We start from the raw sequence: 25,069 nt of genomic DNA, 5'->3' as shown, positions 1-25,069 counted from the left end.
TCGTGTCGGTGCGGCAACGAGTGGCCTGAGCGGGCAGGATGGCGGCATGGCCGAGCCGCACGACCTGACCGCGCTGGAACAGGCCGCCGCGCTCGCCCGTGGCGAGCTGTCCAGCGTGGAGCTCGTCGAGCACCACCTGCGGCGGGTCGACGCGCTCGGTGACACGGTCGGTGCCTTCGTCACCGTCACCGCGGAGTTGGCGCGCGAAGCCGCCCGCGCCGCCGACGCGACTCCGGTCGATCGGCGCGGGCCACTGCACGGGGTACCGACCGCGATCAAGGATCTGACCCTGACCGCGGGCGTCCGCACCACGTTCGGCTCCGCCGCCTTCGCGGACTTCGTACCGCCTGTCGACGCCGACGTGGTGCGCTTCATGCGGGCTGCCGGGCTGGTCAGTCTCGGCAAGACCACCACCTCCGAGCTGGGCTGCTCGCTGTACTCCGAGACTTCGGTGGCACCACCGGCCCGCAACCCGTGGCAGCTGGCGTACACCGCCGGCGGTTCCAGCGGCGGCGCGGCTGCGGCCGTGGCGGCGGGCCTGGTGCCGGTGGCGCAGGGTTCGGACGGCGGCGGTTCGGTGCGGATTCCCGCGTCGCTGTGCGGCCTGATCGGCTACAAGCCCAGTCGCGGCCTGGTCTCCGGCGGCCCACTCGGTTTCGGCGCCTTCGGCCTGCCGACCAACGGTCCGCTCGGTCGGACCGTCACCGATGTGGCCGCGTTGCTGGACGTGCTGGCCGAGCCGGTGCCCGGCGAGCCGTATCTACCGCCGCCACCGCCGGCGGGCGGCTATCTCGCCGCCGCCCGGACCGCCGAGCCCGGCCCGCTACGGATCGGCCGGTTCACCACCCCGATGCTCGCCGACGAGCCGGTCCACCCGGACTGCGTCGCCGCGGTGGACCGGGCCGCCGCGCTGCTCGCCGCCGCCGGGCACGAGGTCGTCGAGGTGCCGGCGCCGCTCGGTCCGCAGGTCTGGCCGCTGTTCGAGATCGTCTGGTACGTCCTCGCGCTCGCCCCGGTGCCGCCGCAACGGGAGTCCGAGCTGCTGCCGCTGACCCGCTTCCTGCGGGCCCGGGCCGCCGGGATCTCCGCCGGTACGCTCACCGCGACCCTCGGCGAGATCCAGGCCCAGGTACGCCTCGGTGCCCGCCGTACCGCCGGTTGCGACCTGCTGCTCTGTCCCACCCTGGCGGCCCCGCAGGCACCGCTCGGCTGGTTCAACCAGGGGCGCACCCCGGCGGAGGATTTCGACCGGCAACGTCGCTTCTCGCCGTACTGTGCGGTCTTCAACGTCACCGGCCAACCGTCGGTTTCGCTGCCGGTCGGCGTGACCGCCGAGGGACTGCCGGTCGGCGTGCTGCTCACCGGCCGCTACGGCGACGACGCGAGGCTGATCGCCACCGCTGCGCAACTGGAGGCCTCCAGTGGCGGATGGGATCGGCACCCCGCAGTCTGGCGGAGCGTCGGCTCCGCTAACGTGAATGACAGCGGAGTCGGGAGGTCACCCCGGTGATCTGCCACCCGACCCGATCGAAGATCTCTCTTTCCGCCTGGGGGCGTTGGGATTGTCTGTAACCGACACGTTGCTGGTCTTCGTCGGCATCCCGGCAGCCATCGTGCTGGTGATCGCCGGCCTCGTCTACGCGGGCAGCCAGGGCGGTGGTGGCGGTGCCAAGCGTTACCGGCCGGGCCGGCCGTTCACCTTCACGCCGGTGTGGTTCCTCGGCCGCCCCGAGGAACTGGCCGACTCCGCGGGCACCGCGCTGTCGGCGGGGGCACAGGCGCCCGCGCTGACCAGCCGCACGCAGGAACAGGCCGGCGTCGAGGCGCCGACCGCTGGAACCGGAGGCGCAAGTGACCGTTGGTGAGAAGCAGCACGCGGCCGGGACGGAGAACCCGCCCGACGTGCTCGACGGGCCGTTCTCGACCCGCCAGCTGCTGCGCATCGACGAGGCGCTGCGGGTGGCCGACCGGACGACCGGTCTGGTCTTCTCCGTCTTCGTCGGCGGCCTCGACGAGCCGATCCGGGAGCACGCCGAGCGGCTGCACCGTCAGCTCGCCGAGCCCGACCGGTCGGTGCTGATCGCGATCTCACCGAACCAGCGTCAGCTGGAGATCGTCACCGGCCGGTACGCCCGCAAGCGCGTCCCGGACACGTACGCCAAGATCGCCGCCCTGTCGATGGTGGCCGCGTTCGGCGGCGGTGATCTCGCCGGCGGCATCATCCAGGGCCTCGACCAGCTCTCCCGCTACGCGGGCAAGGGCTGAGCCCGACCCGACGACAAAGCCCGGCCCGCGTCACGCGCGGCCGGGCTTTTTCTTGAACGGGATCATGATCCCGGTCTCACCGTGGCCAGGCGGACGGATCGAGCCGCATCGGCCACGGCTCGGTCACCTCGACCGGATCGTCCGGCCCGACCGTGCCGAGCAGGTTGTAGTGGACCTCTTTGACCAGTTCGTAGCGGTGCACCACCGGGCCGAAGTCGCCCCGTTCCACCCGCCAGTAGTACGGGATGCCTGCCTCGGCGTAAAGCGCGGGCTTGGCGAACGGTCGTGTCGGCGACTGTTGGGCGACTCGACCTCCACGACGAGCGCGACGTACGCCGGTTCCGCCCACATCCGGTCCTGCGGTGCCCCTACCTTGAGCACCGTGATATCTGGAATCAGGTTGCCTGCCGGCACCTGCACCCCGATCTCCCGGATCACCCGCCACCCCGTCGGGGCCGCCTGCCGCATCGCCATCCGAATGTCATCAGCCAACTCGTGATGATATGGACCGGCGGGTGGGGTCACGTGGAGGCTCCCGTCGATGATCTCGTAGCGACTTCCATCCTCCGGCAGTTCGGCGAGATCCTGCTCCCGCCAGCCGAGTTCCGGTGAGCGCCACTCGTGAGCCGGTTGTGCCATCACGTCAACCTCCCTTGGTCACGATAACGGCCCGGGTGCGTCGGGGAACCACGACGCACCCGGGCCGGTGGAGTGTCTGTCAGGCCGTCCGGGCGTCCCGGGCCTGGGCGGCGAGCGCGCGGACCACGCCGTCGCGGCCCTCGGCGACCAGCCGCCGCAACGGCCCGGGGTGACCCTCCTGTGCCAGCCAGGCGTCGGTGGCCTCGACGGTGTCGTCCTGCACCAGGTACGCCGGGTACATGAGCATGGCGAACTCCTGCGCCGGCTCGCTGTCCCGGGTCGCCCAGACCTGCCCGACCGTGGCGAAGAACCGGTCCCGGTACGGCGTGATCAGCTCCACCTGGGTGGGGTGGCTGAAGCCCTGCAACAGCGCCCGGTGCCGCCAGTTCGGCAGCGCCTCGGGGCCGGTCAACTGCGCCCAGACGGCGGCCTTGTTCGCCTCGGTCGGCACCAGTGCGTGCGCGTACGCGGCCTCCCGTTCACCGCTGGAGGTCTTGTCCCGGGACAGCTCCGTCTCGATCTCCGACGCTCCGGCCACGCCGTTGGCCACCAGCGCCTGCAACACGCTCCACCGCAGCTCGGTGTCGATGGTCAGCCCCGGGGTCACCTGGGTGCCCTCCAACCAGCCGCGCAGCACGGCCAGGTCCTCGCCGGAGCGGGCCGCGGAGACGTACGCCCGGGCCCAGGCCAGCTGGAAACCGCTGCCCGGCTCGGCCGCCGCGAGTGCGGTCTTCGCGGTACGGGCCAGGTCCGCCCAGCCGGTCGGGGCCCAGGCCGGGTCGGCGTAGAAGGTGAGCGCGCTGCTGACCTGGCGCAGCGTCGCGGTGACCAGGTTGATGTCCGTCTCCGCCGGCAGCCCGGCCAGCACCAGGGCGACGTAGTCGCGGGTGGCCAGTTCGGCGTCGCGGGTCATGTCCCAGGCGGCGGTCCAGCACAGCGCCCGCGCCAGCGACGAGTCGAGACCGGCGATGTGCTGGACCACCGTCGCCATGGACCGCTCGTCCAGCCGCAGCTTGGTGTAGCTCAGGTCGTCGTCGTTGAGCAGCAGCACGTCGGCCGCGGGCACACCGGTGAGGTCGGTGAGTTCGGTCAGCTCGCCGTCGACGTCGACCTCGTACCGCTCGCGGCGCACCAACCGGCCGTCGGTGAGGTCGTAGAGCCCCACCCCGATCCGGTGGGTACGCAGGGTCGGGTAGCCCTCCGGCGCCTCCTGACGGACCGCCACCCGCTGGTACGTGCCGTCCGCGTCGATGGTCAGCTCCGGGCGCAGCGTGTTGACCTGGGCGGTCTCCAGCCACTGGGAGGCGAAGGTGGTCAACTTGCGACCGGAGGCGGTCTCCAGCTCGGACAGCAGGTCGTCGAAGGTGGCGTTGCCCCAGGCGTGCCGGTCGAAGTAGGCGCGCAGACCGGCCAGGAAGGACTCCTCGCCCACGTAGGCGACCAGCTGCTTGAGCACGCTGGCGCCCTTGGCGTACGTGATGCCGTCGAAGTTGACCTCGACGGCCTCCAGGTCGGGCATCTCGCAGTAGACCGGGTGGGTGGAGGAGAGCTGGTCCTGCCGGTAGCCCCAGTTCTTCCGGATGGACAGGAAGGTCGTCCACGCCTCGGTGAACCGGGTGGCGTGCGTGTTGCACCAGTGGCTGGCCCACTCGGCGAACGACTCGTTCAGCCAAAGGTCGTTCCACCAGCGCATGGTGACCAGGTTGCCGAACCACATGTGCGCCAGCTCGTGCAGGACGGTGTTGGCCCGTTGCTCGTACTCGAAGTCGGTCACCTGCGAGCGGAACAGGTAGTGCGACTCGGCGTGGGTCACGCAGCCGAAGTTCTCCATCGCCCCGGCGTTGAAGTCCGGCACCCAGAGCTGGTCGTACTTGGGCAGCGGGTAGCGCACCCCGAACTGCTCGTGGAAGAAGTCGAAGCCCTGCGTGGTGACCAGGTTCAGGTCGTCGGAATCCAGGTACTGCGCCATGCTCGCCCGACAGAAGTAGCCCAGGTCGATGCCGTCGTGGGTGTACCTGACCTCGTGGTACGGCCCGGCGCACAGCGCGGTGATGTAGGTGCTCATCCGGGCGGAGGTGGCGAAGTGCACCGTCTTGTGGCCCTCGCCGGCCGCCTCCTCCCGCTCCACCGGCATGTTGGAGACCACCTTCCAGTGCTCCGGAACGGTGGCGTGCCAGGTGTAGACGCTCTTCAGGTCGGGCTGGTCGAAGCAGGCGAAGACCCGCTGCGCGTCGGCCGTCTCGAACTGGCTGTAGAGGTAGGTCTCACCGTCGACCGGGTCGACGGTCCGGTGCAGCCCCTGCCCGGAGTTGGAGAACGCGAAGTCCGCGTCGACGACGAGCGTGTTCTCGCTGGCCAGCCCGGTCAGCGTGAGGCCCTTCTCGGCGGTGAAGTCGGCCAGGTCGACCGGGGTGCCGTTGAGCGTCGCCGAGCGTACCGAGTCGGCCGCCACCTCGATGAACGTGCCGGCTCCCGGCTCGGCGCAGCGGAACCGCACCTCGGTGGTCGACCGGAAGGTACGACCGTCGGCGGCGTGAACAGCGCTGGACAGATCCAGACTGATGTCGTACCCGGTCACGTCGAGCAGGCGGGCCCGCTCGGTCGCCTCGACCTGTGTCAGGTTGCGCACTCCCGGCACTGTTCGTCTCCATCCCACTCTCGCCGTCCGTCACGGCCGCACGGTCCGTCGACCGCTCGTGACGGCCGGTCCGGGCCTGAGTCTTCCATGTACGGGTATGCGGTGGTGGTTGAGGTCACGGGTCGATCCTCGCGGGATCGCGGATGGTCGAGGAAAGATCGGAGGTACGCCGGTGAGTCGGCGTCACCATCGCGAAGGGATCTCGTCGTGAACGAGCGCACCAGCGTAGACATGTGGTTCGACCCGATCTGTCCGTGGGCGTGGCTCACGTCCCGATGGCTGCTGGAGGTGGAGCGGGTCCGCCCCGTCGACGTCCGCTTCCACGTGATGAGCCTGTCGGTGCTCAACGAGGGTCGGGAACTGCCCGACGACTACCAGGAGCTGATGCGCAACGGGTGGGGACCGGTGCGGGTCTGCGTCGCCGTGCAGCAGCGCCACGGCGCCGACGCCGTACGGGCGCTCTACACGGCCCTGGGTACGCGGATCCACCTCGGCAAGGAGCCGCTCGGACCGGACCTCTACGTCGCCGCCCTGACCGACGCCGGACTCGACCCGGCGCTGGCCGAGGCGGCCGGCGACAGCGACCTCGACCCGCCGCTTCGGGCCAGCCACGAGGCCGGTATGCGGCCGGTCGGCACCGACGTCGGCACCCCGGTCATCCACGCCCCCGGCCCCGACGGTCGGCAGGTCGCCTTCTTCGGGCCGGTGGTCACCCCGGCGCCCAAGGGCGAGGCCGCGGGTCGGCTCTGGGACGGTGTCCTGCTGGTCGCCGGTACCCCCGGCTTCTTCGAACTCAAGCGCAGCCGCGACCTCGACCCCATCTTCGACTGAGCCGCACCTGAGCCGCACGTCGTCGACGCACCGGTTCCGGCAGGGCGGTAGTCCTGACGCCGCCGGTCCGAGGTCCGGCAGCCGAGGTCCGGCAGCCGCACCGCTGCCGGGCCCGGCGTCACCGGTGCGGTCGCGGACTCGTTTGTCCGGATGTCCGCAGCCCACCGCTCGTGGAGGTGCCTGGTGGCCAAGCATCGTGCTCCGATCGGCGACCGCTGGAGTCGGGAGGAGGGCGGCGGTGGGGGTGTGCTCGGGCCGGCGGCGGGCCGGACCGCGCCGACCTCGGGGAACGGCCGGGCCGGCGGGTGGTCCGCTCCCCGGCAGGATCGCAGCCCGAACGCGGCCGGCGGGTTCGGGCGCGACGGTGCGGTGGGCGTCGCCTCGGTTCCCGCCACCTCGCGGTTGACCCCTCCCGGTCGCGACATCCGCAACCAGGGACCACGACCGGCCCCGACGCGTCGTCCCGCCGTGGTGCCGGCGCCGACCGGCCGGCACCGACGCTCGGCGGAGGCGGAGTGCTGACGACGGACCCCGCCACACCTGAAGCGTCAGGGCGGTGACCCTGCTTTCATCTGGTGGGCTCGGGGCGGGTCCGGCGGCGGCACCCGACGCGCCGCCGGTAGCGTCAACGGTCATGACGGTCGTGCACCCGATCTCCCGCGCCTGGATCACCACCGGTGGTACCGGCGCCCAGAACTACGACGAGTTCGCCGACGACGCGGAGATCACCGCGATCATCGAGGCGAATCCGCACAGCGCCCTCGGCATCGAGATGCCCCACAAGGCCCCGGAGAGCCTCGGCAGGTCCTTCGCCGACGCCCTGCCGGACGCGGTGAGCCGGCTCGCGGAGGCGAAGGCCGACGGCAGCTACACCCCGGCCGAACAGGTGGTGGTGCTGTACCGGATCAGCGCGCCGGGCGAGGAGTCGGCCTACGGGCTGTTCGCCATGGTCGACACCGACCAGATCTCCACCCGGGCCGACGAGCCCGGCCTGGTCATCCGCAACGAGGACGTCTTCATCGCGAAGGTGCGCGAACGGGTCGCGCTGGCCGAGGCGCTGGGGCACCTGCTCTCACCCGTACTGCTGCTGCAGACCGGGCGCGGCGACGAGCTGCACGCCGCCCTCGCGGCGGCCACCGACACCGCCGGGGCGCCCGCCGCCACCGACACCGACCAGGCCGGACGCACCCACGCCATCTGGTTGGTCGGTCCGGGCCCGCAGCAGGACGAGCTGACCGCCCTGGCCGGTGGTGGCGAGTTGGTCGTCGCCGACGGCAACCACCGCAGCCTGGCCGCGCAGACCGGCGGGATGCCCCGGTTCCTGGCGGTCGTCACCACCCCGGCGTCGGTTGCCATCCAGCCGTACAACCGCCTGGTCAGCGAGCTGACCACCACGCACGAGGAGCTGCTGGAGCGGTTGACCGCGGCCGGGGCGCGGATCACCCCGGTCGACGGCCCGGCCGAGGTCCCCACCACCGGCGGCACCGTCGTGCTCCAGCTTCCCGATCAGGCGTACGCGGTGACGCTGCCGCACACCGGCGACGGTCGTCTGGAGAACCTCGACCACGCTCTGGTCGAGCGGCTGCTGTTGCGCGACGCCCTCGGCCTGGATCCGGGCGACAAGCGGATCACCTACGTCGGCGGTGACTACCCGGCGAGCTGGCTCACCGGTGAGGTGCGCTCCGGTCGGGCCGAACTGGCCATCCTCATCGCGCCGGTGACCGTCGACGACTTCGTCGCGGTGAACCTGGCCCGGGAGAAGATGCCCCGCAAGAGCACCTGGTTCACCCCGAAGGCGCGCGGCGGCCTGGTGGTCGCCGAACTGGCCTGATCCGGTGCCCGTCCCACGGGGCACCGCCCCGGCGCCGCCTCGTGGGACGGGCCTGACAGACTGCGCGGTATGCGCGTCTACCTGGGATCCGATCACGCCGGTTTCGAGTTGAAGGTGCACCTGGCCAACCACCTCGCCAAGCAGGGCTACGAGGTGGTCGACATCGGCCCGCACGCCTACGACCCGGAGGACGACTACCCGGCCTTCTGCCTGCACGCCGGCACCCGCGTGGTGGCCGACCCGGGCAGCCTGGGTGTGGTCATCGGTGGCTCGGGCAACGGCGAGCAGATCGCCTCGAACAAGGTGGCGGGGGTGCGGGCGGCGCTGGCGTGGAACGTCGAGACCGCCCAGCTGGGTCGGCAGCACAACGACGCCAACGTGGTCGCCGTCGGTGCCCGCCAGCACACCCTCGACGAGGCCACCGCCATCGTCGAGGCGTTCCTGACCACGTCCTTCTCGGGCAGTGACCGGCATGCTCGGCGCATCGCCCAGGTCGCCGAGTACGAGCGCAGCCGGCAGCTGCCCGACCTGCCCTGATCCGCGACCCTTCGGACCGTCTCTCCTGGTCCGGGGTCGGGACACCCGAACCCGGACCGGGACGGGTCAGCGGCGGGGCAGTTCCTCGCGCGGGGTCCAGTTACGGCGGACGATGACGACCCGGTCCGCCGCCGCGGCGAGATCCTCGTCGGTGGGCCGGGCGGCGTCCCGCGCCCGCATCGCCGCGGTCACGCTGACCTGTGACGAACCAGAGCCGACGAGCCCGCGCAGCCCTCGCTCGCCTTCTTCGGAAGCGCCGTTGCGTCGCCCACGCGACGTCTCGCCGCCGTCGTGCACCCCCGCCGTGCTGGCCGCCGCACCACCGTCGACTCCACCGCCGGTGCCGCCGTGCTGCCGGTGCCGCCGTCGCCGCCGTTCCCCGCCATCCGCCACCCCCCGACCGTACCTCCATCGCCGGCGGTCAGAAGATCTCCATGGCGGAGGGGGCTCGGTGCCAGGTGAAGGCGGGACCGGCGGCGGTGAGCGCGCCGGGGCGCAGCTCGCGGAGCCGACCGGCGTCGGCCAGCGCGGTCGGGTTCACGCCGCCGAGGTACAGCTCGCCGAGGCAGCGTACGTCGCAGGCCAGGTCGGCCGGTCCGGTCGCCGGTGTGCAGGTCGCCTCGGCCGGCCCGCCACGCAGCCGCCACCGGCCGGTGTTCTCCGGCAGCAGGTCGTCGGTCACCTCGATGACCACGTCGATGTCGGTGGCGTAGCGCCGGGCGGCGAGCGCGGCCGGCACGTCCACCACCCGTACCCACAGCGCGTCGACCAGCCGGCAGTTGAGCCGGCGCGGTTCGTTCAGCAGTCGCAGCAGCGGCTCGTCCACCGCCGCCCGCATCCACGCCAGCCGTCGGGTCAGGTCGAGCGAGAGCAACATCCGCCAGATCGCCAGGTACCCCGCAGGGGTGCTCGCCACCACCTCGTCGACCGTGGTGAGACTGTTGGGGCCGCCGTCGTCCCACTCGGCCTTGGTGCGGAACAGCCCGTAGCCGTCGACACCGTCCGGTCCCTCGTGCAGCACCACCCGCCGCTCGGTGCCGCCACCACGGTGCGCCTGCGGGTCGACGAGCACGTATCGCCACCACCGGTCGTCGCGCGCCGACCAGCCGGGGCGATCGGCGCGTACCCGCTCGTACACTCGGGCCAGGTCGGCCTGGCGGTCGGTCGGCCGGTCCAGGCGCAGCCGGCCCTCGCCCGGCATCGGTGCCGGTAGCCGCAGTTCGGCGGTCTCGCCGGAGACGTGGTACCGCTGGGAGGCCAGGCCGTAGCCGAAGCGCGGATAGATCCGACCCTCGCTGGCCCAGAGCACCGCGACCGGCTCCCGGCGACTGTCGTAGATCTGACGCAGTTGGCGGTGCATCATCGCGGTGAGCAGGCCCCGCCGACGGTGGGTGGGCGCGACCCCGACCATGCTGACGTGTGCGGCGGCCACGTCACCACCGGGCACGCCGAGCGTCCGGGTGAACGCGATGGCGGTGGCGACCAGGTCGGACCCGTCGCGGATCTGCAGCGCGCGTTCCGGTTCGAAGATCGGACGTTCGACCTCCTGGGCCTCGCTGTCGACCGGGTGGTGGAACAGGGCACCGAGGAACCCGTTCATCTCGTCGAAGTCGGCGTTGGTGGTCTCGATCGGCAGAGTGGAGGTGGTCACCGCTCGTGTCTAGCCGATCGGTGTGGGTACGGCGACCGATTTGCGGGCTGGCTACCCTCGAAGTCTCCAGCGGCGTCCGGGGGCGCCGTCGGTGAAGGGGAGGGAACGACATGGCCGAGCAGACGCAACCGTGGGCGGAGCGGACCGTCGAGGTGCCACCGCAGCCCGGTGGCGGGGTGCCGCCGCAGCGCGACCCGTACCGCCGGGGCGTGGCCCAGGTCGGCGCCCGCGCGCCGCGTACCGAGCCGTTCCCGACGGTGGAGCACGCGCCGACCGGCACCGGCTGGCCGGGCGAACCGGTGCCGCGCCAGCCGTTGAGCTGGCACGTGGCCCGACTCAAGCGTGGCGGCGAGTGGAGCTTCGCCGGGGCTCTGTTCGCGTTCGTCTGCTGGGGGATCTGGGCGATCTCCGGCGGCGGCGACCTCGTCGGGCCGATCGTGATCTTCGTGCTGAGCCTGCTGGTGGCGGCCGGGTTGTTCACCCTGGCCCGGCTGCTCGGCCGGGTGGTGCTGGAACGGCAGTTGGGTCGGGTGCGACGCACCGCCCGGGGCGCGCACCTGGTCACGGCGGTCTTCCTGGCCGGCCTCGGTGTCGCGTTCCTGCAGCAGACTCAGTGGATCATGGACGCCTGGAACTGGCTGACCAACTAGGGCGTCGCCCGGCCGGCGCGTGAACTCGCCCCCGGTCGCCGGGCGGACCGGACCAGCGGCCGGCCCGCCCGGGAGTGGCCGCGTGGCACCGCGACCGAGGTCGTCACTCCACCAGGACGGCGGCCTGCTTACCCCACCCGGCGCGATTCATCCCCGCCGGTGCGGTCCTCCGTGACCGCCCTCCGGCGTCGGAGCGGCCTGGAGCCCACCCCGGCCACCCGGGCGGTCGCCCCGCCCACTGTCGTGCCGCTAGCGTGCTGGCCAAGATATAGTGCCGGACACTATATTGGCCCGATGAGTTCCGGGCGGATGACCGAGCCGACGTTCTTCGTTCTCACCGCGCTGCTCGACGGCCCACGGCACGGTTACGGCATCGTCGCCGAGGCGACGGAGCTGTCGCAGGGCCGGGTGCGGCTGAAGATCGGGTCACTGTACGGCGCGCTGGACCGGCTCGTCGGTGGCGGCCTGATCGAGCTGGACCGCGAGGAGGCCTGGCAGGGCCGGCTGCGCCGGTACTACCGGCTGACCGAACGGGGACGCCACGCCCTCGACGCGGAGGCCCGCCGGCTGGCCGCCGACGCCCGGCTCGCCTCGACCCGGCTACGCCGACAGAACCCGATCGAAGGGACGTCCGCATGAGCCGGCTGGAGGAACGCTACCGCCGGGTGCTGCGGCTGCTGCCCCCCGGATACCGGCGGCAGTGGGAGGACGACATGGTCGCCGCCTTCCTGGAAACCATGCAGACCGGCGACCCCGAGACCGATGAGTACCTCGCGGACCACGGCCGCCCGAGCCTGGCGGAGATGACCAGCATCCTGTCGCTCGCCGTCCGGTTACGGATCGGCGGGCCCGACGCGCCGCCGCGGCCGTACGCGTGGGGGCAGGCGGTTCGCCTGGCGGTGCTGGCCGGAGTGCTGACCCAGGCGACCATGGCCACCGTCGGTCTCGCCGTCACGCTGTGGCTCACCGGCGCGCTGAGCTGGTTGCCCGTCCCCACGTCCGAATGGGCTCCCGTGTCACCCATCAGCGGTTGGCAGGCCACCTTGCACGTCGCCGGGTACGCCTGGCTGCCGGCCTTCCTCGCCCTGGTCCTCGGGCACCCGCGAGTGGCCCAGGCCGTCGCCGCGATCGCCATCGTGCCGCAGGCCGTCACCGTCGCCGTCGAGCAGGCCAGCGGCCCCGCCCCGCTGACCGTGTCGGCGTGGTTGATGCTGCTCATCGAGCTTCTCCTGCTGGTCGCGATGTCGGCCGTGCACCGCGACGGTGCACCGGTGGCACGACGCCGCTGGCTGCTCGCTCTACCGGTGGGCATCCTGGCGGTTCCCGTACCGCTGTTCGTCGCCCAGGCCAGCATGCCGGCGCTGCGGCTGCTGGACTGGCCGGGCCTGTGCTGTGTGCTGGTCGTCGTCGCGATCGCGGTCCACCTGGGCGTACGGGCGTTCCGCCCACCGTCTCGCACCCTGCCCTGGTCGCTGGCACTCGTCATACTCGCCGTGACCGCACTCGTCCAGCGCACCGCGACCCTGCCCGACCTCGTCGGCCAGACGCAGCGCACGGCACTGCTGACCATCGCCTCCGCGCAGGTCCTCGCCGTCCTGGCGGTCGGTGTGCCGCTCGCCGTCCTGGCCTTCCGGGTGCTGCGCCAACTGCCCCCGGTGTCGGCTGCCACGCACCCACAGCACACCGCTGACTGATCGAAGCCGGTACGCGCGTCGCGTCTCAGGCGTTGAGGTACGCCAGCACGGCCAGCACCCGGCGGTTGTGGTCGTCGGAGGGCGGCATGTCCAGTTTGGTGAGGATGTTGTTGATGTGCTTGCTCACCGCCTTCTCGGTGATGCGGAGCTTGGCGGCGATCGCCGCGTTGGAGCGCCCCTCGGCCATCTCGCCGAGCACCTCCCGTTCGCGGACCGTGAGAACCGCCAATGGCTCGCGGCGGGCGAGCAGCTGCGAGATCACCTCAGGGTCCATCGCGCTGCCGCCCGCGGCGACGCGGCGGACGGCGTCGACGAACTCGCCGACGTTGGAGACCCGGTCCTTGAGCAGGTAGCCGACGCCGCCCTGGGGAGTGCTGAGCAGTTCCCGGGCGTACAGGGGCTCGACGTGCTGGGAGAGCACGAGGATCGGCAGCCCCGGGATCCGGGTGCGGGCGGCGATCGCGGCCTGCAGGCCCTCGTCGGTGAACGTCGGTGGGAGACGGACGTCGACCACCGCCACCTCGGGCTTGTGGGTCACCAGGGCGGGTAGCAGGGCCGGGCCGTTGTCGACGGACGCGACGACGTCGAAGTCGAAGGCCTGCAGGATCCGGGTCAGTCCGTCGCGAAGGAGTGCGTGGTCCTCGGCGATGACAGCGCGCACGGCAGCTCCATGGTGACGACGGTGGGCCCGCCGGGCGGGCTCGACAGCGCCATCGTGCCATCGAAGGCGGCGAGGCGACGCTCGATACCGCGCAGGCCGGTGCCGGCGGCGGAGTCGGCGCCGCCGGCACCGTCGTCGGTCACCACCATCGTCAGCCGTCCCCCGGCGTGGCGCAGCGACACCCACGCGTGCTGCGCGCGACTGTGCCGGACCACGTTCGTCAGCGTCTCGGCCAGGGCGAAGTACGCCGCCGACTCGACCGGAGTGTCGAGCCGGCCGCGAAGCTCGGCGTCGACCGCGATCGGCACGGGCAGGCTGAGCGCCAGCGCCCGCACCGCGCCCTCCAGACCACGCTCCGCCAGTACGGGTGGGTGGATGCCGCGTACCAGGTGCCGCAGCTCGACAAGCGCCGTGCCGCTCGACTCGCGCGCCTCGGCGAGCAGCTCGTGCGCCGCGGCCGGATCCCGGTCGATCAGTTCGTCGGCGAGGCCGATCATCATGCCCAGCGAGACCAGTCGGGCCTGGACGCCGTCGTGCAGGTCGCGTTCGATGCGGCGCAGCTCGGCGGCCTGAGCGTCCACCGTGTCGGCGCGGGTCACGGTCAGCTGGGTGACCCGCAGCCGGAGTTCGGCGGCCCTGGTCGGCGCGAGGAGGAGCCGGTCGAAGAAGGCGTCGACGCGCCGCAACCACGGCGCCGACCACAGGCCGACGGCCAGGATCGCCGCACCCTGCGGAACGCAGAGCAGCGCCTCGCCCACGCTGTCGACCGACCAGACGGTGCCGTAGCCGTACCAGTCGGTGCCGAGCCAGATCCACACCGGCGTGAGCGTCAGCCCCGCCAGCCCGTACAACGGTACGGCCAGTGTGATCGCGCCGAGGACGATCCCGACGAGGGCGCCCGGCACCAGCCAGGCCAGATCCCGCCAGGTGGCCGGGTCGGTGACGACCCACCGGAAACGACGCCACCCGCCGGGCACGCTCCGCTCCGGAGGCGGCTGGTACGGGCGCGCCATCGGCACGCCGGCCCGGGCGGCCAGCCGTCGCTCAAGATCGGCACGCCTCCTGACCAGCCTCGTCGTCCAGGGCACCAGCGCCATGCCGAGGAAGGGCACCGGCACCAGCACCAACGCGACAACCGACAGGACGAGCAGCGGGACGTTCGTGAGCGACAGACCGATCGCGGCCAACCCGGCGCCCGCCGACCGCAGCCCACGGCGGACCCACGGGGCCATCCGTTCACCAGCTCCGGCCACGTCCACAGGTCACATTCTGCCCACGGCGGCCGCCGTTCGTCGGTGGTGCCAGCACCCCCACGACAGCGGGAGACAGCGCTCCTGACGGCGCGGATCGGGGACGGTTCGCTGGAGTCATGACGACCACGACGACCGGCAGCGACTTCGCCGCGCTCGCCCGCCGGATCACCGCAGCGGGACTGATGCGGCGCCGGCCCGCCTATTACCTCGTCCGCCTGGGGACCGTCGCGCTCATGTACGTCGGCGGTTGGACGGCGTTCCTCGTCATCGGCTCCTCCTGGTGGCAGATGCTCACGGCGGTCTTCCTCGCCGTCACGTTCGCCCAGGTGGCCCTCGTGGCACACGACCTGGCCCACCGTCAGGTCTTCCGCACCAGACGACCCAGCGAACTCGCCGGGCTGCTCGCCGGGAACCTCGGCGTCGGCATGAGCTACGGCTGGTGGATGGACAAGCACACCCGCCACCACACCAACCCCAACCACGACGACCTCGACCCGGACGTGGCCCCCGAGGTGCTCGTCTGGGCCGCCGAGACGGCGGCCGGCCGGCGGGGCCTGAAAGGCTTCATCACCCGACACCAGGCCGCGCTGTTCTTCCCGCTGCTGACGCTGCTGGCGGTCAGCCTCAAGGTGTCCAGCGTCAAGGCCCTGCGCGACGGCACGGTGCGGCGCCGAGGCGTGGAGAGCGCCCTGCTGGTGCTGCACGCCGTCGGCTACCTCGCGACGCTGCTGGTGGTCCTCACGCCGCTCCAGGCCGTCGCCTTCCTGCTGCTGCACCAGGCCCTGTTCGGTGTCTACCTGGGCCTGACGTTCGCCCCCAACCACAAGGGCATGCCGCACCCGACCGGCACCGAGGACTTCCTGCGCAAGCAGGTGCTGACCTCCCGCAACGTGCGCGGCAACTGGCTCACCGACGTGGCGCTCGGCGGCCTGAACCACCAGATCGAACACCACCTGTTCCCCGGCATGCCCACCCCCAACCTGCGCCGGGCCCAGCCCATCGTGCAGGCGTACTGCGCCGAGATCGGCGTCGCCTACGAACAGACCGGTCTCCTCGACTCCTACCGTCAGGCGCTACGACACCTGCACGAGGTCGGCGCCCCCGCCCGCGCGGAACATGCCGCACGTCGTGCCTCGGCGCGGCGTGGATAATCCGAGCGATGTTGTTCGAGCCGGTGTCGACGGAACTGTCCTTCCGGCACGACGGCGACGAGTTGGTCGGTGACCTGGTTCGACCACCCGCGCCCGGCCCGTACCCGGCGGTGGTCTTCGTCGAGGGCTCGGGACCCGGCGGGCGCGACCTGGGGGAGTGGCCGACCCGGCTGGCCGCCGCCGGCTTCGCCAGCCTCGCCTACGACAAACCGGGTTCGGGTGCCTCGACCGGAGACTGGACCCGCCAGCGGCTCACCGACCGGGCCGAGGAAACCCTGGCGGCGGTCCGCGCCCTGCGACAGCAGCCAGACGTACGAGCCGACGCGGTCGCCCTGATCGGTCACAGCCAGGGCGGCTGGGTGGCCCCACTCGCCGCCGCCCGGAGCGACACTGTCGCGGCGGTGGTCTGCGTTTCCGGCCCGGGGGTGGGCGTGCTGGCGCAGGAGGAGCACCGGCTCCGCCACCAGCTTCCCGCCGAGGGCTTCACCGGGGCGGACGTCGAGCAGGCGCTGAGGCTACTCCACGAGCAGGTCCACCGGGTACGCTCCGGCGACGATCCGGTACGCGTCCACGCCGCCCAGGCACGCTGGCACACCGCGCCGTGGTCCGCGCTGCTGGCCGGCACGACACCCCGGTCGATCGCCTTCCTCGCTGGTATCGCCGACCACGATCCGGCCGTCGCCCTCAGGTCACTGACCTGCCCGATGCTGGCCGTCTACGGTGCCGAGGACCTGCTCGTGCCAGTGTGGGAGAGCGCCCGGACCGTCGCCACCGTGCTCCGCGAGGCCGGCCACCAAGACCACGAGATCGTGGTCTTCCCCGGTGCCGACCACAACATCCGGGTCCGTGCCGCCCGCGCCCCCGGCTTCGACGAACTGATCGTCACTTGGTTGCAGCGCCGGCTCTGCTCCCGGTGACGGCGCCGGCTCCGCAGTCGGTGTCTTGCGGCTTCGCCGCTCTCGTCGTTGCGGCGGCTGTCACTCCGCCAGGTAGCCGGTGGCGGGGTCGATCTCGGCGAGGAACTCGCGGATCGCCGTCTCCATCTCGGCCAGGCTCATCACCGAACCGTCGGACCGGGACAGCCCGAAACCGTACTCGTGCGGCCCGCTGAGCCAGTCGAAGTCGTACGTGCCTGGTGCGTCCGCCCGGGCCCACACCCGGAAGTCCTGCCCGTCGACCGTCACCAGGATCGGATCACCCTGCTCCTGACCGGGCCGTAGCCACTCGGGCTGCGAACCCGGCTCCGGTGCACCGGACATGACCACTCCAGACGCTCGTGGACGGTCGGGATCAGCGACCGCGCGCCAGTTGTTCGACTTGGGCGAAGCTGACGACGCGGTCACACTCATCATCGGTCAGCTTGTTGATCAGGGCCTTGCCGGCCTGCGCCTGCCGGGTGGTGGGCAGCGCACCGGCAACCAGGTCCGGCAGCGTCAGCTCATAGCCCACCCGGGCCCTGGCCGAATAACGATGACGGGTACGCGTCACCGCGCTCGCCACCCGCAAGGCATGCTCGTTGCCTGGCGGCACGTGCCGACGGTCCACCTCCCGGGCGCCGAAGCGCATCCGGTGATGGAACTCGCACGTCTCGCACGCGGCCGGCCCCTGGGCCAGTCGTGATCCGCAGGTCGGACAGCTCAACCGGTCGAGCGCACCGTCGACGGTCCGCCAGTCGTAGGCCGCCGGATCTTCGGCCACCAGCCAGGCCAACTCGACCGCCTCGGCGGAATCGGGCTCGACCTCGAGTGCGAGCAGAAGACGTTCCCACGCCCGACGGATCTCCGCCTCGATCTCCGCGACCACGCGAGCCAGCAGCGCGCTACGCCAGGCGCGGGAGTCACCGGTCGGCCGGTCGGCAGTCACGGAGGCAATCGTGACAGCACCACGCGTACGGGGGCGCCCGTATTTCTCTGATCGCGGGACAGCGACAGTACGCTGCGTCTGCCACGCTGACGGCTGACTGGCCCTTGCTGTTCCGGCTCGGGCGGACAGGCGCAACAGGGGGACAGGACATGGCGGAGCACCCGGCCCCACCACGGTCGGTGCCGGCCGAGCCTCGCCTGGCGAATCCACACCGCCTCGCGGTGGGGCAGATGGTCGTGGTGGGTGCGGCAGCTGCCCTGTTTCTGAGAGGTATTACCGACGGCGGGTGGCTCCTGCTCGTAATGTTCGTTGGGCTGCACGCCGTGCTGCTGGTCGGTGCGGTGACGCTGCTGTCGATCACCTACCTGCTCGGCACGCTGACCCGCCACGGTTCGCGGCTGACCGAAAGTCCCGGTGGCCGGTGCGGCTGGACCCTGCTCATCTGGGCCGGCGGAGCCGCACTGGTCCGCTACGACCGGGGGAACCTTGGTCATCTGGGCTTCGACCCACACCGGCATTCCGAGGTCGGCCACTGGCTCCTGGGCCTGGGAGTGGCGCTCGTGGTGGGCGTCTTCAGCCGATCACGACCCTTACGAGCCGGCTCGGTCGCGCTGATCGCGCTGTTCGTGGTGGTCACCGCCGCACTGCGAGCCGCCGACTGAACGAGCGGGACCGCGACCGCCTCGGCGACGGACCGCTGTCGGACCCTCCGCTGCCATCCGGTCGCCCCGGTGTCGGGCGGGCATGCCGCGGCAGATCGTTCGTCGCCGGGCAGTGGCCGGCCTGCTGTGGAATTGCTCGGGTCGGCGTGTTCCTCGGTCCCAGACCACGCGAGCGCCTGAACTCCGGAGCCCACTCGCCCCGCCCCCGGTACGATCGCGAGCTTGCACGCGCTGCGGGAAGCCCACGAGATCCACGTGCCGCCGCCCCGACAGTGCCCATGCTTGAGAGTAGGTTTCGTCAATGGCATGCCGAATCGGTGAGCTCGTGCTCAAGTGCCGCGACCCCGAGGTGCTGGCGCGGTTCTGGTGCGAGGTCCTTGACTTCGTGGAACTCGATCGTGAGGAGGAGGTCTACATCGAGATAGGGCCGCGCGAAGGTTTCGGCGGCCCGCAGCCGACGATCTTCCTCATCCGCGACGACGAGCCGCGGAACGGACATGCCCGACTGCACATAGACGTCAACCCCACGGACCGCGATCAGGACGTCGAGCTCGAACGCCTCCTGGCCGCCGGAGCCGTACTCGCCGACATCGGTCAGCCCGCGGGTGCGTCCTGGCACGTCCTCGCCGATCCGGAAGGCAACGAGTTCTGCCTGCTCAGGCGCCGCCTCGACCCACTCTGACGGCCATCGTGCTCAAGCGGTCGTGCCGCCCGAAACGCCTGCGGGCGGAGGTCGGCCCGGAGGCGCTCGTACCCGTCACGCGCCACCGTCTTGGCCGACGTCGGCGGATGGCCTCGGCTGTACAGGTGGCTGCACGGCCGGGCGACGCGCCGGTGCGGAGTGACCCTAAGCTCACGCCCATGTCGGAGAGCATGCCGTGATCGACTTGGACGAGCAGAATCACCGGCAGGCGGAGTCAGGCACCATCTCCGGCCGGCACGTCGCCAGGCGGAAAATGGTCCTGCGCCTCGTCGCTGCGTTCGTGGTCGGCGTTGTGCTTGGCGGCTTCGGTGTCAGCGAGCTGCGCGACTCGCGTGATCAGCGAGAGCGCGACGCTGCGGTCGCACTCGTGGCCTTACCTCGATCGGCCGACTTCGGAGGCTCGTCCGCCCAGGGATCGATCCAACTGTCTGGGCAGTTGACGTTGATCAACGCCGGCCCCGCGCCGATCACGGTTCGGGGAGTTCAGGCAGAGATGCCCGGCGCCGCGGTACGCAGCACGGGACAACCCCGGCTGTTACCCCCCGGCGGCACCGGTCAGCTCCTGGTCGAGCTGCGTTTCGAGTGCTCGATCGCCTTCCAGCCAGAGCCCTTGTCGCTACGGCTTTCGGTTGAGACGGAAGACGGGCAGGTCAGAGAGGTCACCCACCTCGTCGCTCTCGTAGGGAGCGACTGGGAGCGCGATGCCAAAAGCATGTGCGACCCGCACACCACCACGACGAGCTAACGCACACCAGCACACCGCATCGCAGCCTCTGGCGAACACTCGCCAGCTGACGCAGCGGATGGGGGCACGTGAGCATACGGGCGGCGTTGATCTATCAGCACGCGACCAGCGGCGGGACCGGGAGATCGCCTCGGCCATGGACCGGCGGATCGCCCGGCAGACCCGAGGCAAAGACGGCCAGAGCAGCTGTTGGCCCACAAGATCGAAGCGGGGGAGTGGCCGTTCGACCCAGGATCGAGGGATACGGCCTCCGACCTGGGCCAGACGCAGTTGGAGCGGGCGACGGGAATCGAACCCGCACCGTCAGTTTGGAAGACTGAAGCTCTGCCATTGAGCTACGCCCGCGTACACCCGTCAGGACCGGGTGCGCCCGACAGCCTACCCAATACCCGCGGCGGCCGCGCGGCCGTATCCCGGTGTCGCGTCGCATAGATCCACGCAACTTCCTGTGTGTTGTCCCCTCGGGCTGCCCGGGAGACCACAACATCCGCGAAACTGCACCAGCCTGCCGCCTGCCGCCTGCCGCCTGCCGCCTGCCGCCTGCCGCCTGCCGCCTGCCGCCTGCCGCCTGCCGCCTGCCGCGTCGTGTCCGGTTCGTCCTCGTTCGGCGCGTTGGGTGACGCCCCGGCAACCGGTTGTCGGAGGGACGGCATAGACTGCTCGTCGCCACGGGGTGTGGCGCAGCTTGGTAGCGCACTCGCTTTGGGAGCGAGGGGCCGTGGGTTCAAATCCCGCCACCCCGACTGCCGTAAGCACCAGACGGCGGCACCCGGACGACCGGCGGGCGGGGCAGGCCTGCCGCCGGCCCCGGGCGCTGCTGGTCTGGCGTGCCGGCTCGCCTACACTCGATGGGCCGAAAGTGCGCCCAGAATCAACCGAGATCCGTCAAGGAGTACGCCTGTGAAGAGCACCGTCGAGACTCTGAGCCCGACGCGCGTGCGGCTCGCCATCGAGGTGCCGTTCGTCGAGCTCGAGCCGAGCCTCAAGAAGGCGTACCGGGAGATCGGCCAGCAGATCCAGATCCCCGGCTTCCGCAAGGGGAAGGTGCCGCCGGCGATCATCGACCAGCGGGTCGGCCGGGGCGCCGTGCTCAACGAGGCGGTGCAGGAGGCGATCCCGCAGAACATCCTCGCCGCGGTCCGTGAGCACGACCTGAAGACTCTTGGCCGTCCCGAGGTCGACATCACCGAGTTCAACGACGGCGACTCGCTCAACTTCACCGCCGAGGTGGATGTCCGGCCGGAGATCACCGTGCCCGACCTGGCCTCGATCGAGGTCACCGTCGACGAGTTGCAGATCGACGACAGCGAGATCGATGAGCAGGTCAACGGCCTGCGTGAGCGGTTCGCCACCCTGAAGACCGTCGAGCGTGCCGCGGCCGAGGGCGACTACGTCCAGATCGACCTGCGGGCCACCGTCGACGGTGAGGAGGTGCCCGGCGGCTCGGCCAGCAACATCTCGCACGAGGTGGGCAGCAAGCAGCTCCTGCCGGGCCTGGACGAGGCGGTCGTCGGCCTCTCCGCCGGGGAGGACACCACCTTCACCACCCAGCTCGTGGGCGGCGACTTCGCCGGTCGTGACGCCGAGGTGCTGGTGACCGTGCGGACGGTCAAGGAGAAGGAGCTGCCGGAGCTGAACGACGAGTTCGCTCAGCTCGCCAGCGAGTTCGACACCATCGAGGAGCTGCGGGCGGATCTGCGTGAGCGGGTTACCCGGGGCAAGCGGGTCGAGCAGATCTACGCCGCCCGCGACAAGGCCCTGGAGCAGCTCGTCGAGGCCGCCGCGGTGCCGGCTCCCGAAGGCGTGATCCGCGACGAGGTGGAGAGCCGCAAGGAGGCGATGGCCGACCAGCTGGAGCGCATCGGCGCCTCGATGGAGGACTACCTCGCCGCCGAGGAGAAGACCGAGGAGCAGATCGACGCCGAGCTGACCGACGCAGCCACCCAGGGCGTCAAGGTCCAGCTGCTGCTGGACACCCTCGCCGACGCCGAGGACGTGCAGGTCTCCGACGACGAGTTCGGTCACGAGATCGTCCACCGGGCCCAGCGTGCCGGCATGGCCCCCCAGCAGTACTACGACCAGCTCGTCCGCTCCGGCACCGCTGGCGCGGTCTACGGCGACGTCCGGCGGGGCAAGGCGCTGGCCGCGGTGATGGAGCGCATCACGATCAAGGACTCGGCCGGCAACGTGGTGACCATGGACGCGCTGCGTGAGGCGAGCGAGCAGGAGCACTCGCACGAGCACTGATCGCCGGGTCGGGCCACCGTCCGCCGGTCGCGGTGGGTGGTGGCCCAATCCCTTTTCCGGGTACGCCTCCGGCCTGCTGCGCTGAGAGCGAACAGTGCCCGGACCGGGAGTCCGGCGCCCGGCCGAGCGGTTAGTGTCGGACACGACGGTACGGAGAGCGAAGGGCTGCCATGACCGACATGCACATCCCAGCGAAGCCGCTACGGGCGATCGAAGCCCGCGGCGGTGACACCATTGGCAACCTCGACGACTCGGTCTACAACCGGTTGCTCAAGGAGCGGATCGTCTTCCTGGGCAGCGAGGTGACCGACCAGGTCGCCAACCGCATCTGCGCGCAGCTGCTGCTGCTCGCGGCGGAGGACCCGGACCGCGACATCAACCTCTGGATCAACTCGCCCGGTGGCTCGGTCTACTCCGGCATGGCCATCTACGACACGATGCAGTTCATCGACAACGATGTGTCGACCGTGGCGATGGGCATGGCCGCGTCCATGGGCCAGCTGCTGCTCTGCGCGGGCACGAAGGGCAAGCGTTACGCCCTCCCGCACGCCCGGATCATGATGCACCAGCCCTCCGGCGGGATGGGCGGCACCGCCGCCGACATCGCGATCCAGGCCGAGCAGATGCTGTACACCAAGCGGATGTTCCAGGAGCGCGTCGCCTTCCACACCGGTCAGCAGCCGGCGCAGATCGAGGCGGATTCGGACCGGGACCGCTGGTTCACCGCCCAGGAGGCCGTCGACTACGGCTTCATCGACAAGGTGATCACGGGAGCCGCCCAGGTTCCCGAGGGCGCCGGGACCCTGAGCTGATCGAGGAGCAGACGATGACCGACCTGAGCCTGCCGCCCCAGTTCGCGGCCGTGCACAACCGCTATGTTCTGCCGTCGTTCGTCGAGCGCACGTCGTACGGGGTCAAGGAGTCCAACCCGTACAACAAGCTCTTCGAGGACCGCATCATCTTCCTCGGCGTGCAGGTGGACGACGCGTCGGCCAACGACGTGATGGCCCAGCTGCTCACCCTGGAGGGGACGGACCCCGACCGGGACATCATCATGTACATCAACTCGCCGGGTGGCTCGTTCACCGCGATGACGGCGATCTACGACACCATGCAGTACGTCCGGCCGGACATCTCGACGGTCTGCCTCGGCCAGGCCGCCTCGGCCGCCGCGGTGCTGCTCTCGGCGGGCACGCCGGGCAAGCGGATGGCCCTGCCGAACTCGCGCATCATCATCCACCAGCCGGCCACCGAGGGCGGCTACGGGCAGGGGTCGGACATCGAGATCCAGGCCAAGGAGATCCTGCGGATGCGTACGCAGCTGGAGGAGATGCTCTCCCGGCACTGCAACCGTCCGGTCGACCTGGTCCGCAAGGACATCGACCGCGACAAGATCATGACGGCTGAGGAGGCCCGCGAGTACGGGCTGGTCGACACGATCCTCACCAGTCGTAAGAAGGGTCTGCTGGCCGCGAACGCGGCCAGCTGACCCTTATCGGGTCAGAGGTCGGTCGGGCTCGTTGCCGACCGACCTCTGACACACCCGTTTTGGGGGTCGGAGAAACCTCCGGCAGCGGGTAACGTCGGTTCCGTACCGCTTCGCCGGGCGACCGGCGGGTGGGAGTAAGACGGGCGGAGCGTCAGCGTCCGCAGGTCGTGGCCGGAGCTCCGGCCGATGAGTGCAGGGAGAACGTAGGTGGCACGGATCGGTGACGGCGGCGACCTACTGAAATGCTCCTTCTGCGGGAAGTCGCAGAAGCAGGTCAAGAAGCTCATCGCGGGCCCAGGGGTCTACATCTGCGACGAGTGCATCGATCTCTGCAACGAGATCATCGAAGAGGAGCTGGCCGAGTCCGGCGAGGTGAAGTGGGAAGAGCTTCCCAAGCCGATGGAGATCTGCCAGTTCCTCGACAACTACGTCGTGGGGCAGGAGGGGGCCAAGAAGGCGCTCGCCGTCGCGGTCTACAACCACTACAAGCGGATCCAGGCCGAGGCGGCCGGCGCTCCGGGCTCCGGTACCGACGGAGTGGAGCTGGCCAAGTCGAACATCCTGCTGCTGGGTCCGACCGGGTGTGGCAAGACCCACCTGGCACAGACCCTGGCCCGGATGTTGAACGTGCCTTTCGCGATCGCCGACGCCACCGCTCTCACCGAGGCCGGCTACGTCGGCGAGGACGTGGAGAACATCCTCCTCAAGCTGATCCAGGCGGCGGACTACGACATCAAGCGGGCCGAGACCGGCATCATCTACATCGACGAGGTCGACAAGATCGCCCGTAAGTCGGAGAACCCGTCGATCACCCGTGACGTCTCCGGTGAGGGTGTCCAGCAGGCGCTGTTGAAGATGCTCGAGGGCACCGTCGCGAACGTGCCCCCGCAGGGCGGTCGTAAGCACCCCCACCAGGAGTTCATTCAGATCGACACCACGAACGTGCTGTTCATCTGCGGTGGGGCTTTCGCCGGCCTGGATCAGATCATCGAGGCCCGGACGGGGCACGGCGGCACCGGCTTCGGCGCCCGGCTCCGCGCCGTCTCGGACCGCTCCACCGACGACATCTTCAGCCAGGTGATGCCGGAGGACATGCTCAAGTTCGGGTTGATCCCCGAGTTCATCGGCCGGCTGCCAGTGATCACGAGTGTCCGGAGCCTGGACCGCACCGCGCTGGTGCGGATCCTCACCGAGCCGCGCAACGCCCTGGTCCGGCAGTACCAGCGCCTGTTCGAGCTGGACGGCGTCGAGCTTGAGTTCGAGCGACCGGCCCTCGAAGCAATCGCCGACCAGGCGATGCTGCGGGGCACCGGCGCCCGCGGGCTGCGCGCCATCATGGAGGAGGTCCTGCTCTCCGTGATGTACGAGGTGCCCAGCAACCCCGACGCCGCCCGGGTGCTCATCACCCGTGAGGCGGTGCTGGAGAACGTCAACCCGACGATCGTTCCGCGCGAGTTCACGGGTCGCCGCGCCCGCCGCGAGCGCGAGGAGAAGTCCGCCTGATCCCGGCTGGGCCCGGGACCGCAGACTGTGTCCGGCCGCCCGCTCACCCGTACGCT

At 70.9% G+C, this 25,069-nt stretch carries 27 protein-coding genes, 2 tRNA genes and 1 pseudogene; 20 read left to right on the top strand and 10 right to left on the bottom strand.

Annotated elements, in window-relative coordinates; all coding sequences use genetic code 11:
- Window positions 1–46: 46 nt before the first annotated feature.
- The 3 genes from O7605_RS03405 to O7605_RS03395 are packed head-to-tail and all read left to right on the top strand — an operon-like array spanning window position 47 to window position 2,265.
- Window positions 47–1,510 carry an amidase gene (locus tag O7605_RS03405; RefSeq protein WP_269737854.1) on the top strand — a complete coding sequence of 488 codons (1,464 nt, stop codon included), beginning with the start codon at window positions 47–49 and terminating at the stop codon, window positions 1,508–1,510.
- A complete protein-coding gene (gene ctaJ / locus O7605_RS03400; protein ID WP_443083862.1) occupies window positions 1,479–1,865 on the top strand; it encodes an aa3-type cytochrome oxidase subunit CtaJ in 387 nt (128 codons plus the stop codon). Before O7605_RS03405 ends, ctaJ begins: the two co-directional genes overlap by 32 nt.
- Window positions 1,852–2,265 carry a DUF5130 family protein gene (locus O7605_RS03395; RefSeq protein ID WP_164447440.1) on the top strand — a complete coding sequence of 138 codons (414 nt, stop codon included), beginning with the start codon at window positions 1,852–1,854 and terminating at the stop codon, window positions 2,263–2,265. Before ctaJ ends, O7605_RS03395 begins: the two co-directional genes overlap by 14 nt.
- Before the next feature lie 76 nt (window positions 2,266–2,341).
- On the opposite strand, the gene O7605_RS03390 is transcribed toward O7605_RS03395, so the two are convergent.
- The 3 genes and pseudogenes from O7605_RS03390 to pepN all read right to left on the bottom strand — a co-directional run bounded on the left by O7605_RS03390 (window position 2,342) and on the right by pepN (window position 5,533).
- On the bottom strand, window positions 2,342–2,494 hold the full coding sequence (locus tag O7605_RS03390; protein WP_269738765.1) for a hypothetical protein: 153 nt from the start codon (window positions 2,492–2,494) through the stop codon (window positions 2,342–2,344).
- A 110-nt stretch (window positions 2,495–2,604) separates the two neighbouring features.
- Window positions 2,605–2,904 (bottom strand): annotated as a pseudogene (locus O7605_RS03385) (Uma2 family endonuclease); the annotation flags it as partial.
- Window positions 2,905–2,983: 79 nt separating this feature from the next.
- On the bottom strand, window positions 2,984–5,533 hold the full coding sequence (gene pepN, locus O7605_RS03380; protein ID WP_269737853.1) for an aminopeptidase N: 2,550 nt from the start codon (window positions 5,531–5,533) through the stop codon (window positions 2,984–2,986).
- A 240-nt stretch (window positions 5,534–5,773) separates the two neighbouring features.
- Between pepN and O7605_RS03375 the strand changes: the two genes are divergently transcribed.
- The 4 genes from O7605_RS03375 (at window position 5,774) to O7605_RS03360 (ending at window position 8,741) form a co-directional block, all read left to right on the top strand.
- Complete coding sequence (locus O7605_RS03375; protein ID WP_443083895.1) at window positions 5,774–6,373, top strand: mycothiol-dependent nitroreductase Rv2466c family protein; 600 nt, start codon at window positions 5,774–5,776, stop codon at window positions 6,371–6,373.
- 183 nt (window positions 6,374–6,556) lie between these two features.
- A complete protein-coding gene (locus O7605_RS03370) occupies window positions 6,557–6,895 on the top strand; it encodes a hypothetical protein (RefSeq protein WP_269737851.1) in 339 nt (112 codons plus the stop codon).
- 112 nt (window positions 6,896–7,007) lie between these two features.
- A complete protein-coding gene (locus tag O7605_RS03365; RefSeq protein WP_269737850.1) occupies window positions 7,008–8,204 on the top strand; it encodes a DUF1015 family protein in 1,197 nt (398 codons plus the stop codon).
- Between the two features lie 69 nt (window positions 8,205–8,273).
- Window positions 8,274–8,741 (top strand): ribose-5-phosphate isomerase, encoded by a 468-nt coding sequence (locus O7605_RS03360; RefSeq protein WP_269737849.1) that lies wholly within the window; start codon window positions 8,274–8,276, stop codon window positions 8,739–8,741.
- Window positions 8,742–8,807: 66 nt separating this feature from the next.
- On the opposite strand, the gene O7605_RS03355 is transcribed toward O7605_RS03360, so the two are convergent.
- On the bottom strand, window positions 8,808–9,134 hold the full coding sequence (locus O7605_RS03355) for a hypothetical protein (protein WP_332317108.1): 327 nt from the start codon (window positions 9,132–9,134) through the stop codon (window positions 8,808–8,810).
- A gap of 28 nt (window positions 9,135–9,162) precedes the next feature.
- On the bottom strand, window positions 9,163–10,392 hold the full coding sequence (locus tag O7605_RS03350) for a GNAT family N-acetyltransferase (protein ID WP_269737848.1): 1,230 nt from the start codon (window positions 10,390–10,392) through the stop codon (window positions 9,163–9,165).
- A gap of 110 nt (window positions 10,393–10,502) precedes the next feature.
- Between O7605_RS03350 and O7605_RS03345 the strand changes: the two genes are divergently transcribed.
- From O7605_RS03345 to O7605_RS03335, 3 genes are all read left to right on the top strand, one after another.
- On the top strand, window positions 10,503–11,042 hold the full coding sequence (locus tag O7605_RS03345; protein WP_269737847.1) for a hypothetical protein: 540 nt from the start codon (window positions 10,503–10,505) through the stop codon (window positions 11,040–11,042).
- A 309-nt stretch (window positions 11,043–11,351) separates the two neighbouring features.
- On the top strand, window positions 11,352–11,681 hold the full coding sequence (locus O7605_RS03340) for a PadR family transcriptional regulator (RefSeq protein WP_269738693.1): 330 nt from the start codon (window positions 11,352–11,354) through the stop codon (window positions 11,679–11,681).
- Entirely contained in the window at window positions 11,678–12,736 is a 1,059-nt protein-coding gene (locus O7605_RS03335) for a hypothetical protein (RefSeq protein ID WP_269737846.1), read from the top strand. Before O7605_RS03340 ends, O7605_RS03335 begins: the two co-directional genes overlap by 4 nt.
- A gap of 25 nt (window positions 12,737–12,761) precedes the next feature.
- Here O7605_RS03335 and O7605_RS03330 read toward each other — a convergent pair whose 3' ends face one another.
- Entirely contained in the window at window positions 12,762–13,397 is a 636-nt protein-coding gene (locus O7605_RS03330) for a LuxR C-terminal-related transcriptional regulator (protein WP_269737845.1), read from the bottom strand.
- Window positions 13,349–14,629: a sensor histidine kinase gene (locus O7605_RS03325; RefSeq protein WP_269737844.1), complete on the bottom strand. Its 1,281-nt coding sequence runs from the start codon at window positions 14,627–14,629 to the stop codon at window positions 13,349–13,351. The genes O7605_RS03330 and O7605_RS03325 overlap by 49 nt, the downstream gene beginning before the upstream one ends.
- Before the next feature lie 137 nt (window positions 14,630–14,766).
- Between O7605_RS03325 and O7605_RS03320 the strand changes: the two genes are divergently transcribed.
- Both O7605_RS03320 and O7605_RS03315 read left to right on the top strand, forming a co-directional pair.
- Window positions 14,767–15,801 carry a fatty acid desaturase family protein gene (locus O7605_RS03320; protein ID WP_269737843.1) on the top strand — a complete coding sequence of 345 codons (1,035 nt, stop codon included), beginning with the start codon at window positions 14,767–14,769 and terminating at the stop codon, window positions 15,799–15,801.
- Window positions 15,802–15,809: 8 nt separating this feature from the next.
- The gene (locus O7605_RS03315) at window positions 15,810–16,718 is read left to right on the top strand and encodes an alpha/beta hydrolase family protein (RefSeq protein WP_269737842.1); all 909 of its coding nucleotides are present in this window, start codon (window positions 15,810–15,812) and stop codon (window positions 16,716–16,718) included.
- Window positions 16,719–16,778: 60 nt separating this feature from the next.
- Here O7605_RS03315 and O7605_RS03310 read toward each other — a convergent pair whose 3' ends face one another.
- Together O7605_RS03310 and O7605_RS03305 are read right to left on the bottom strand one after the other, a co-directional pair.
- Entirely contained in the window at window positions 16,779–17,060 is a 282-nt protein-coding gene (locus O7605_RS03310; RefSeq protein WP_269737841.1) for a hypothetical protein, read from the bottom strand.
- Window positions 17,061–17,091: 31 nt separating this feature from the next.
- Window positions 17,092–17,664 carry a hypothetical protein gene (locus tag O7605_RS03305; RefSeq protein WP_269737840.1) on the bottom strand — a complete coding sequence of 191 codons (573 nt, stop codon included), beginning with the start codon at window positions 17,662–17,664 and terminating at the stop codon, window positions 17,092–17,094.
- 302 nt (window positions 17,665–17,966) lie between these two features.
- On the opposite strand from O7605_RS03305, the gene O7605_RS03300 reads away from it, so the two are divergent.
- From O7605_RS03300 to O7605_RS03290, 3 genes are all read left to right on the top strand, one after another.
- Window positions 17,967–18,326: a hypothetical protein gene (locus O7605_RS03300; RefSeq protein WP_269737839.1), complete on the top strand. Its 360-nt coding sequence runs from the start codon at window positions 17,967–17,969 to the stop codon at window positions 18,324–18,326.
- Window positions 18,327–18,651: 325 nt separating this feature from the next.
- Complete coding sequence (locus O7605_RS03295; protein WP_269737838.1) at window positions 18,652–19,008, top strand: VOC family protein; 357 nt, start codon at window positions 18,652–18,654, stop codon at window positions 19,006–19,008.
- 196 nt (window positions 19,009–19,204) lie between these two features.
- Entirely contained in the window at window positions 19,205–19,774 is a 570-nt protein-coding gene (locus O7605_RS03290) for a hypothetical protein (protein WP_269737837.1), read from the top strand.
- Between the two features lie 271 nt (window positions 19,775–20,045).
- On the opposite strand, the gene O7605_RS03285 is transcribed toward O7605_RS03290, so the two are convergent.
- Window positions 20,046–20,119, bottom strand: a tRNA-Gly gene (locus O7605_RS03285).
- A 324-nt stretch (window positions 20,120–20,443) separates the two neighbouring features.
- Between O7605_RS03285 and O7605_RS03280 the strand changes: the two genes are divergently transcribed.
- The 5 genes from O7605_RS03280 (at window position 20,444) to clpX (ending at window position 25,013) form a co-directional block, all read left to right on the top strand.
- Window positions 20,444–20,517 (top strand) — tRNA-Pro (locus O7605_RS03280).
- 157 nt (window positions 20,518–20,674) lie between these two features.
- The gene (gene tig, locus O7605_RS03275; RefSeq protein ID WP_269737836.1) at window positions 20,675–22,021 is read left to right on the top strand and encodes a trigger factor; all 1,347 of its coding nucleotides are present in this window, start codon (window positions 20,675–20,677) and stop codon (window positions 22,019–22,021) included.
- A gap of 170 nt (window positions 22,022–22,191) precedes the next feature.
- Entirely contained in the window at window positions 22,192–22,833 is a 642-nt protein-coding gene (locus O7605_RS03270) for a ClpP family protease (protein WP_099850373.1), read from the top strand.
- 14 nt (window positions 22,834–22,847) lie between these two features.
- Entirely contained in the window at window positions 22,848–23,510 is a 663-nt protein-coding gene (locus tag O7605_RS03265; RefSeq protein WP_093411492.1) for an ATP-dependent Clp protease proteolytic subunit, read from the top strand.
- A gap of 207 nt (window positions 23,511–23,717) precedes the next feature.
- Window positions 23,718–25,013, top strand: coding sequence for an ATP-dependent Clp protease ATP-binding subunit ClpX (clpX, locus tag O7605_RS03260; protein WP_269737835.1), 1,296 nt, complete (start codon window positions 23,718–23,720; stop codon window positions 25,011–25,013).
- Window positions 25,014–25,069: the final 56 nt, after the last annotated feature.

Source organism: Verrucosispora sp. WMMA2121, from assembly GCF_027460185.1.
In the GTDB taxonomy this organism is placed as follows: domain Bacteria; phylum Actinomycetota; class Actinomycetes; order Mycobacteriales; family Micromonosporaceae; genus Micromonospora; species Micromonospora palythoicola.
The sequence above is the reverse complement of the archived record's forward strand: the minus strand, read 5'-3'. Positions and strand labels throughout refer to the sequence as shown.

Coding starts and splice junctions, on each gene's coding strand:
- O7605_RS03405 (WP_269737854.1), top strand. CDS start 47: ATGGCCGAGCCGCACGACCTGACCGCGCTGGAACAGGCCGCCGCGCTC.
- ctaJ (WP_443083862.1), top strand. CDS start 1,479: ATGACAGCGGAGTCGGGAGGTCACCCCGGTGATCTGCCACCCGACCCG.
- O7605_RS03375 (WP_443083895.1), top strand. CDS start 5,774: ATGTGGTTCGACCCGATCTGTCCGTGGGCGTGGCTCACGTCCCGATGG.
- O7605_RS03365 (WP_269737850.1), top strand. CDS start 7,008: ATGACGGTCGTGCACCCGATCTCCCGCGCCTGGATCACCACCGGTGGT.
- O7605_RS03360 (WP_269737849.1), top strand. CDS start 8,274: ATGCGCGTCTACCTGGGATCCGATCACGCCGGTTTCGAGTTGAAGGTG.
- O7605_RS03345 (WP_269737847.1), top strand. CDS start 10,503: ATGGCCGAGCAGACGCAACCGTGGGCGGAGCGGACCGTCGAGGTGCCA.
- O7605_RS03340 (WP_269738693.1), top strand. CDS start 11,352: ATGACCGAGCCGACGTTCTTCGTTCTCACCGCGCTGCTCGACGGCCCA.
- O7605_RS03335 (WP_269737846.1), top strand. CDS start 11,678: ATGAGCCGGCTGGAGGAACGCTACCGCCGGGTGCTGCGGCTGCTGCCC.
- O7605_RS03325 (WP_269737844.1), bottom strand. CDS start 14,629: ATGGCCCCGTGGGTCCGCCGTGGGCTGCGGTCGGCGGGCGCCGGGTTG.
- O7605_RS03320 (WP_269737843.1), top strand. CDS start 14,767: ATGACGACCACGACGACCGGCAGCGACTTCGCCGCGCTCGCCCGCCGG.
- O7605_RS03315 (WP_269737842.1), top strand. CDS start 15,810: ATGTTGTTCGAGCCGGTGTCGACGGAACTGTCCTTCCGGCACGACGGC.
- O7605_RS03310 (WP_269737841.1), bottom strand. CDS start 17,060: ATGTCCGGTGCACCGGAGCCGGGTTCGCAGCCCGAGTGGCTACGGCCC.
- O7605_RS03300 (WP_269737839.1), top strand. CDS start 17,967: ATGTTCGTTGGGCTGCACGCCGTGCTGCTGGTCGGTGCGGTGACGCTG.
- O7605_RS03270 (WP_099850373.1), top strand. CDS start 22,192: ATGACCGACATGCACATCCCAGCGAAGCCGCTACGGGCGATCGAAGCC.
- O7605_RS03265 (WP_093411492.1), top strand. CDS start 22,848: ATGACCGACCTGAGCCTGCCGCCCCAGTTCGCGGCCGTGCACAACCGC.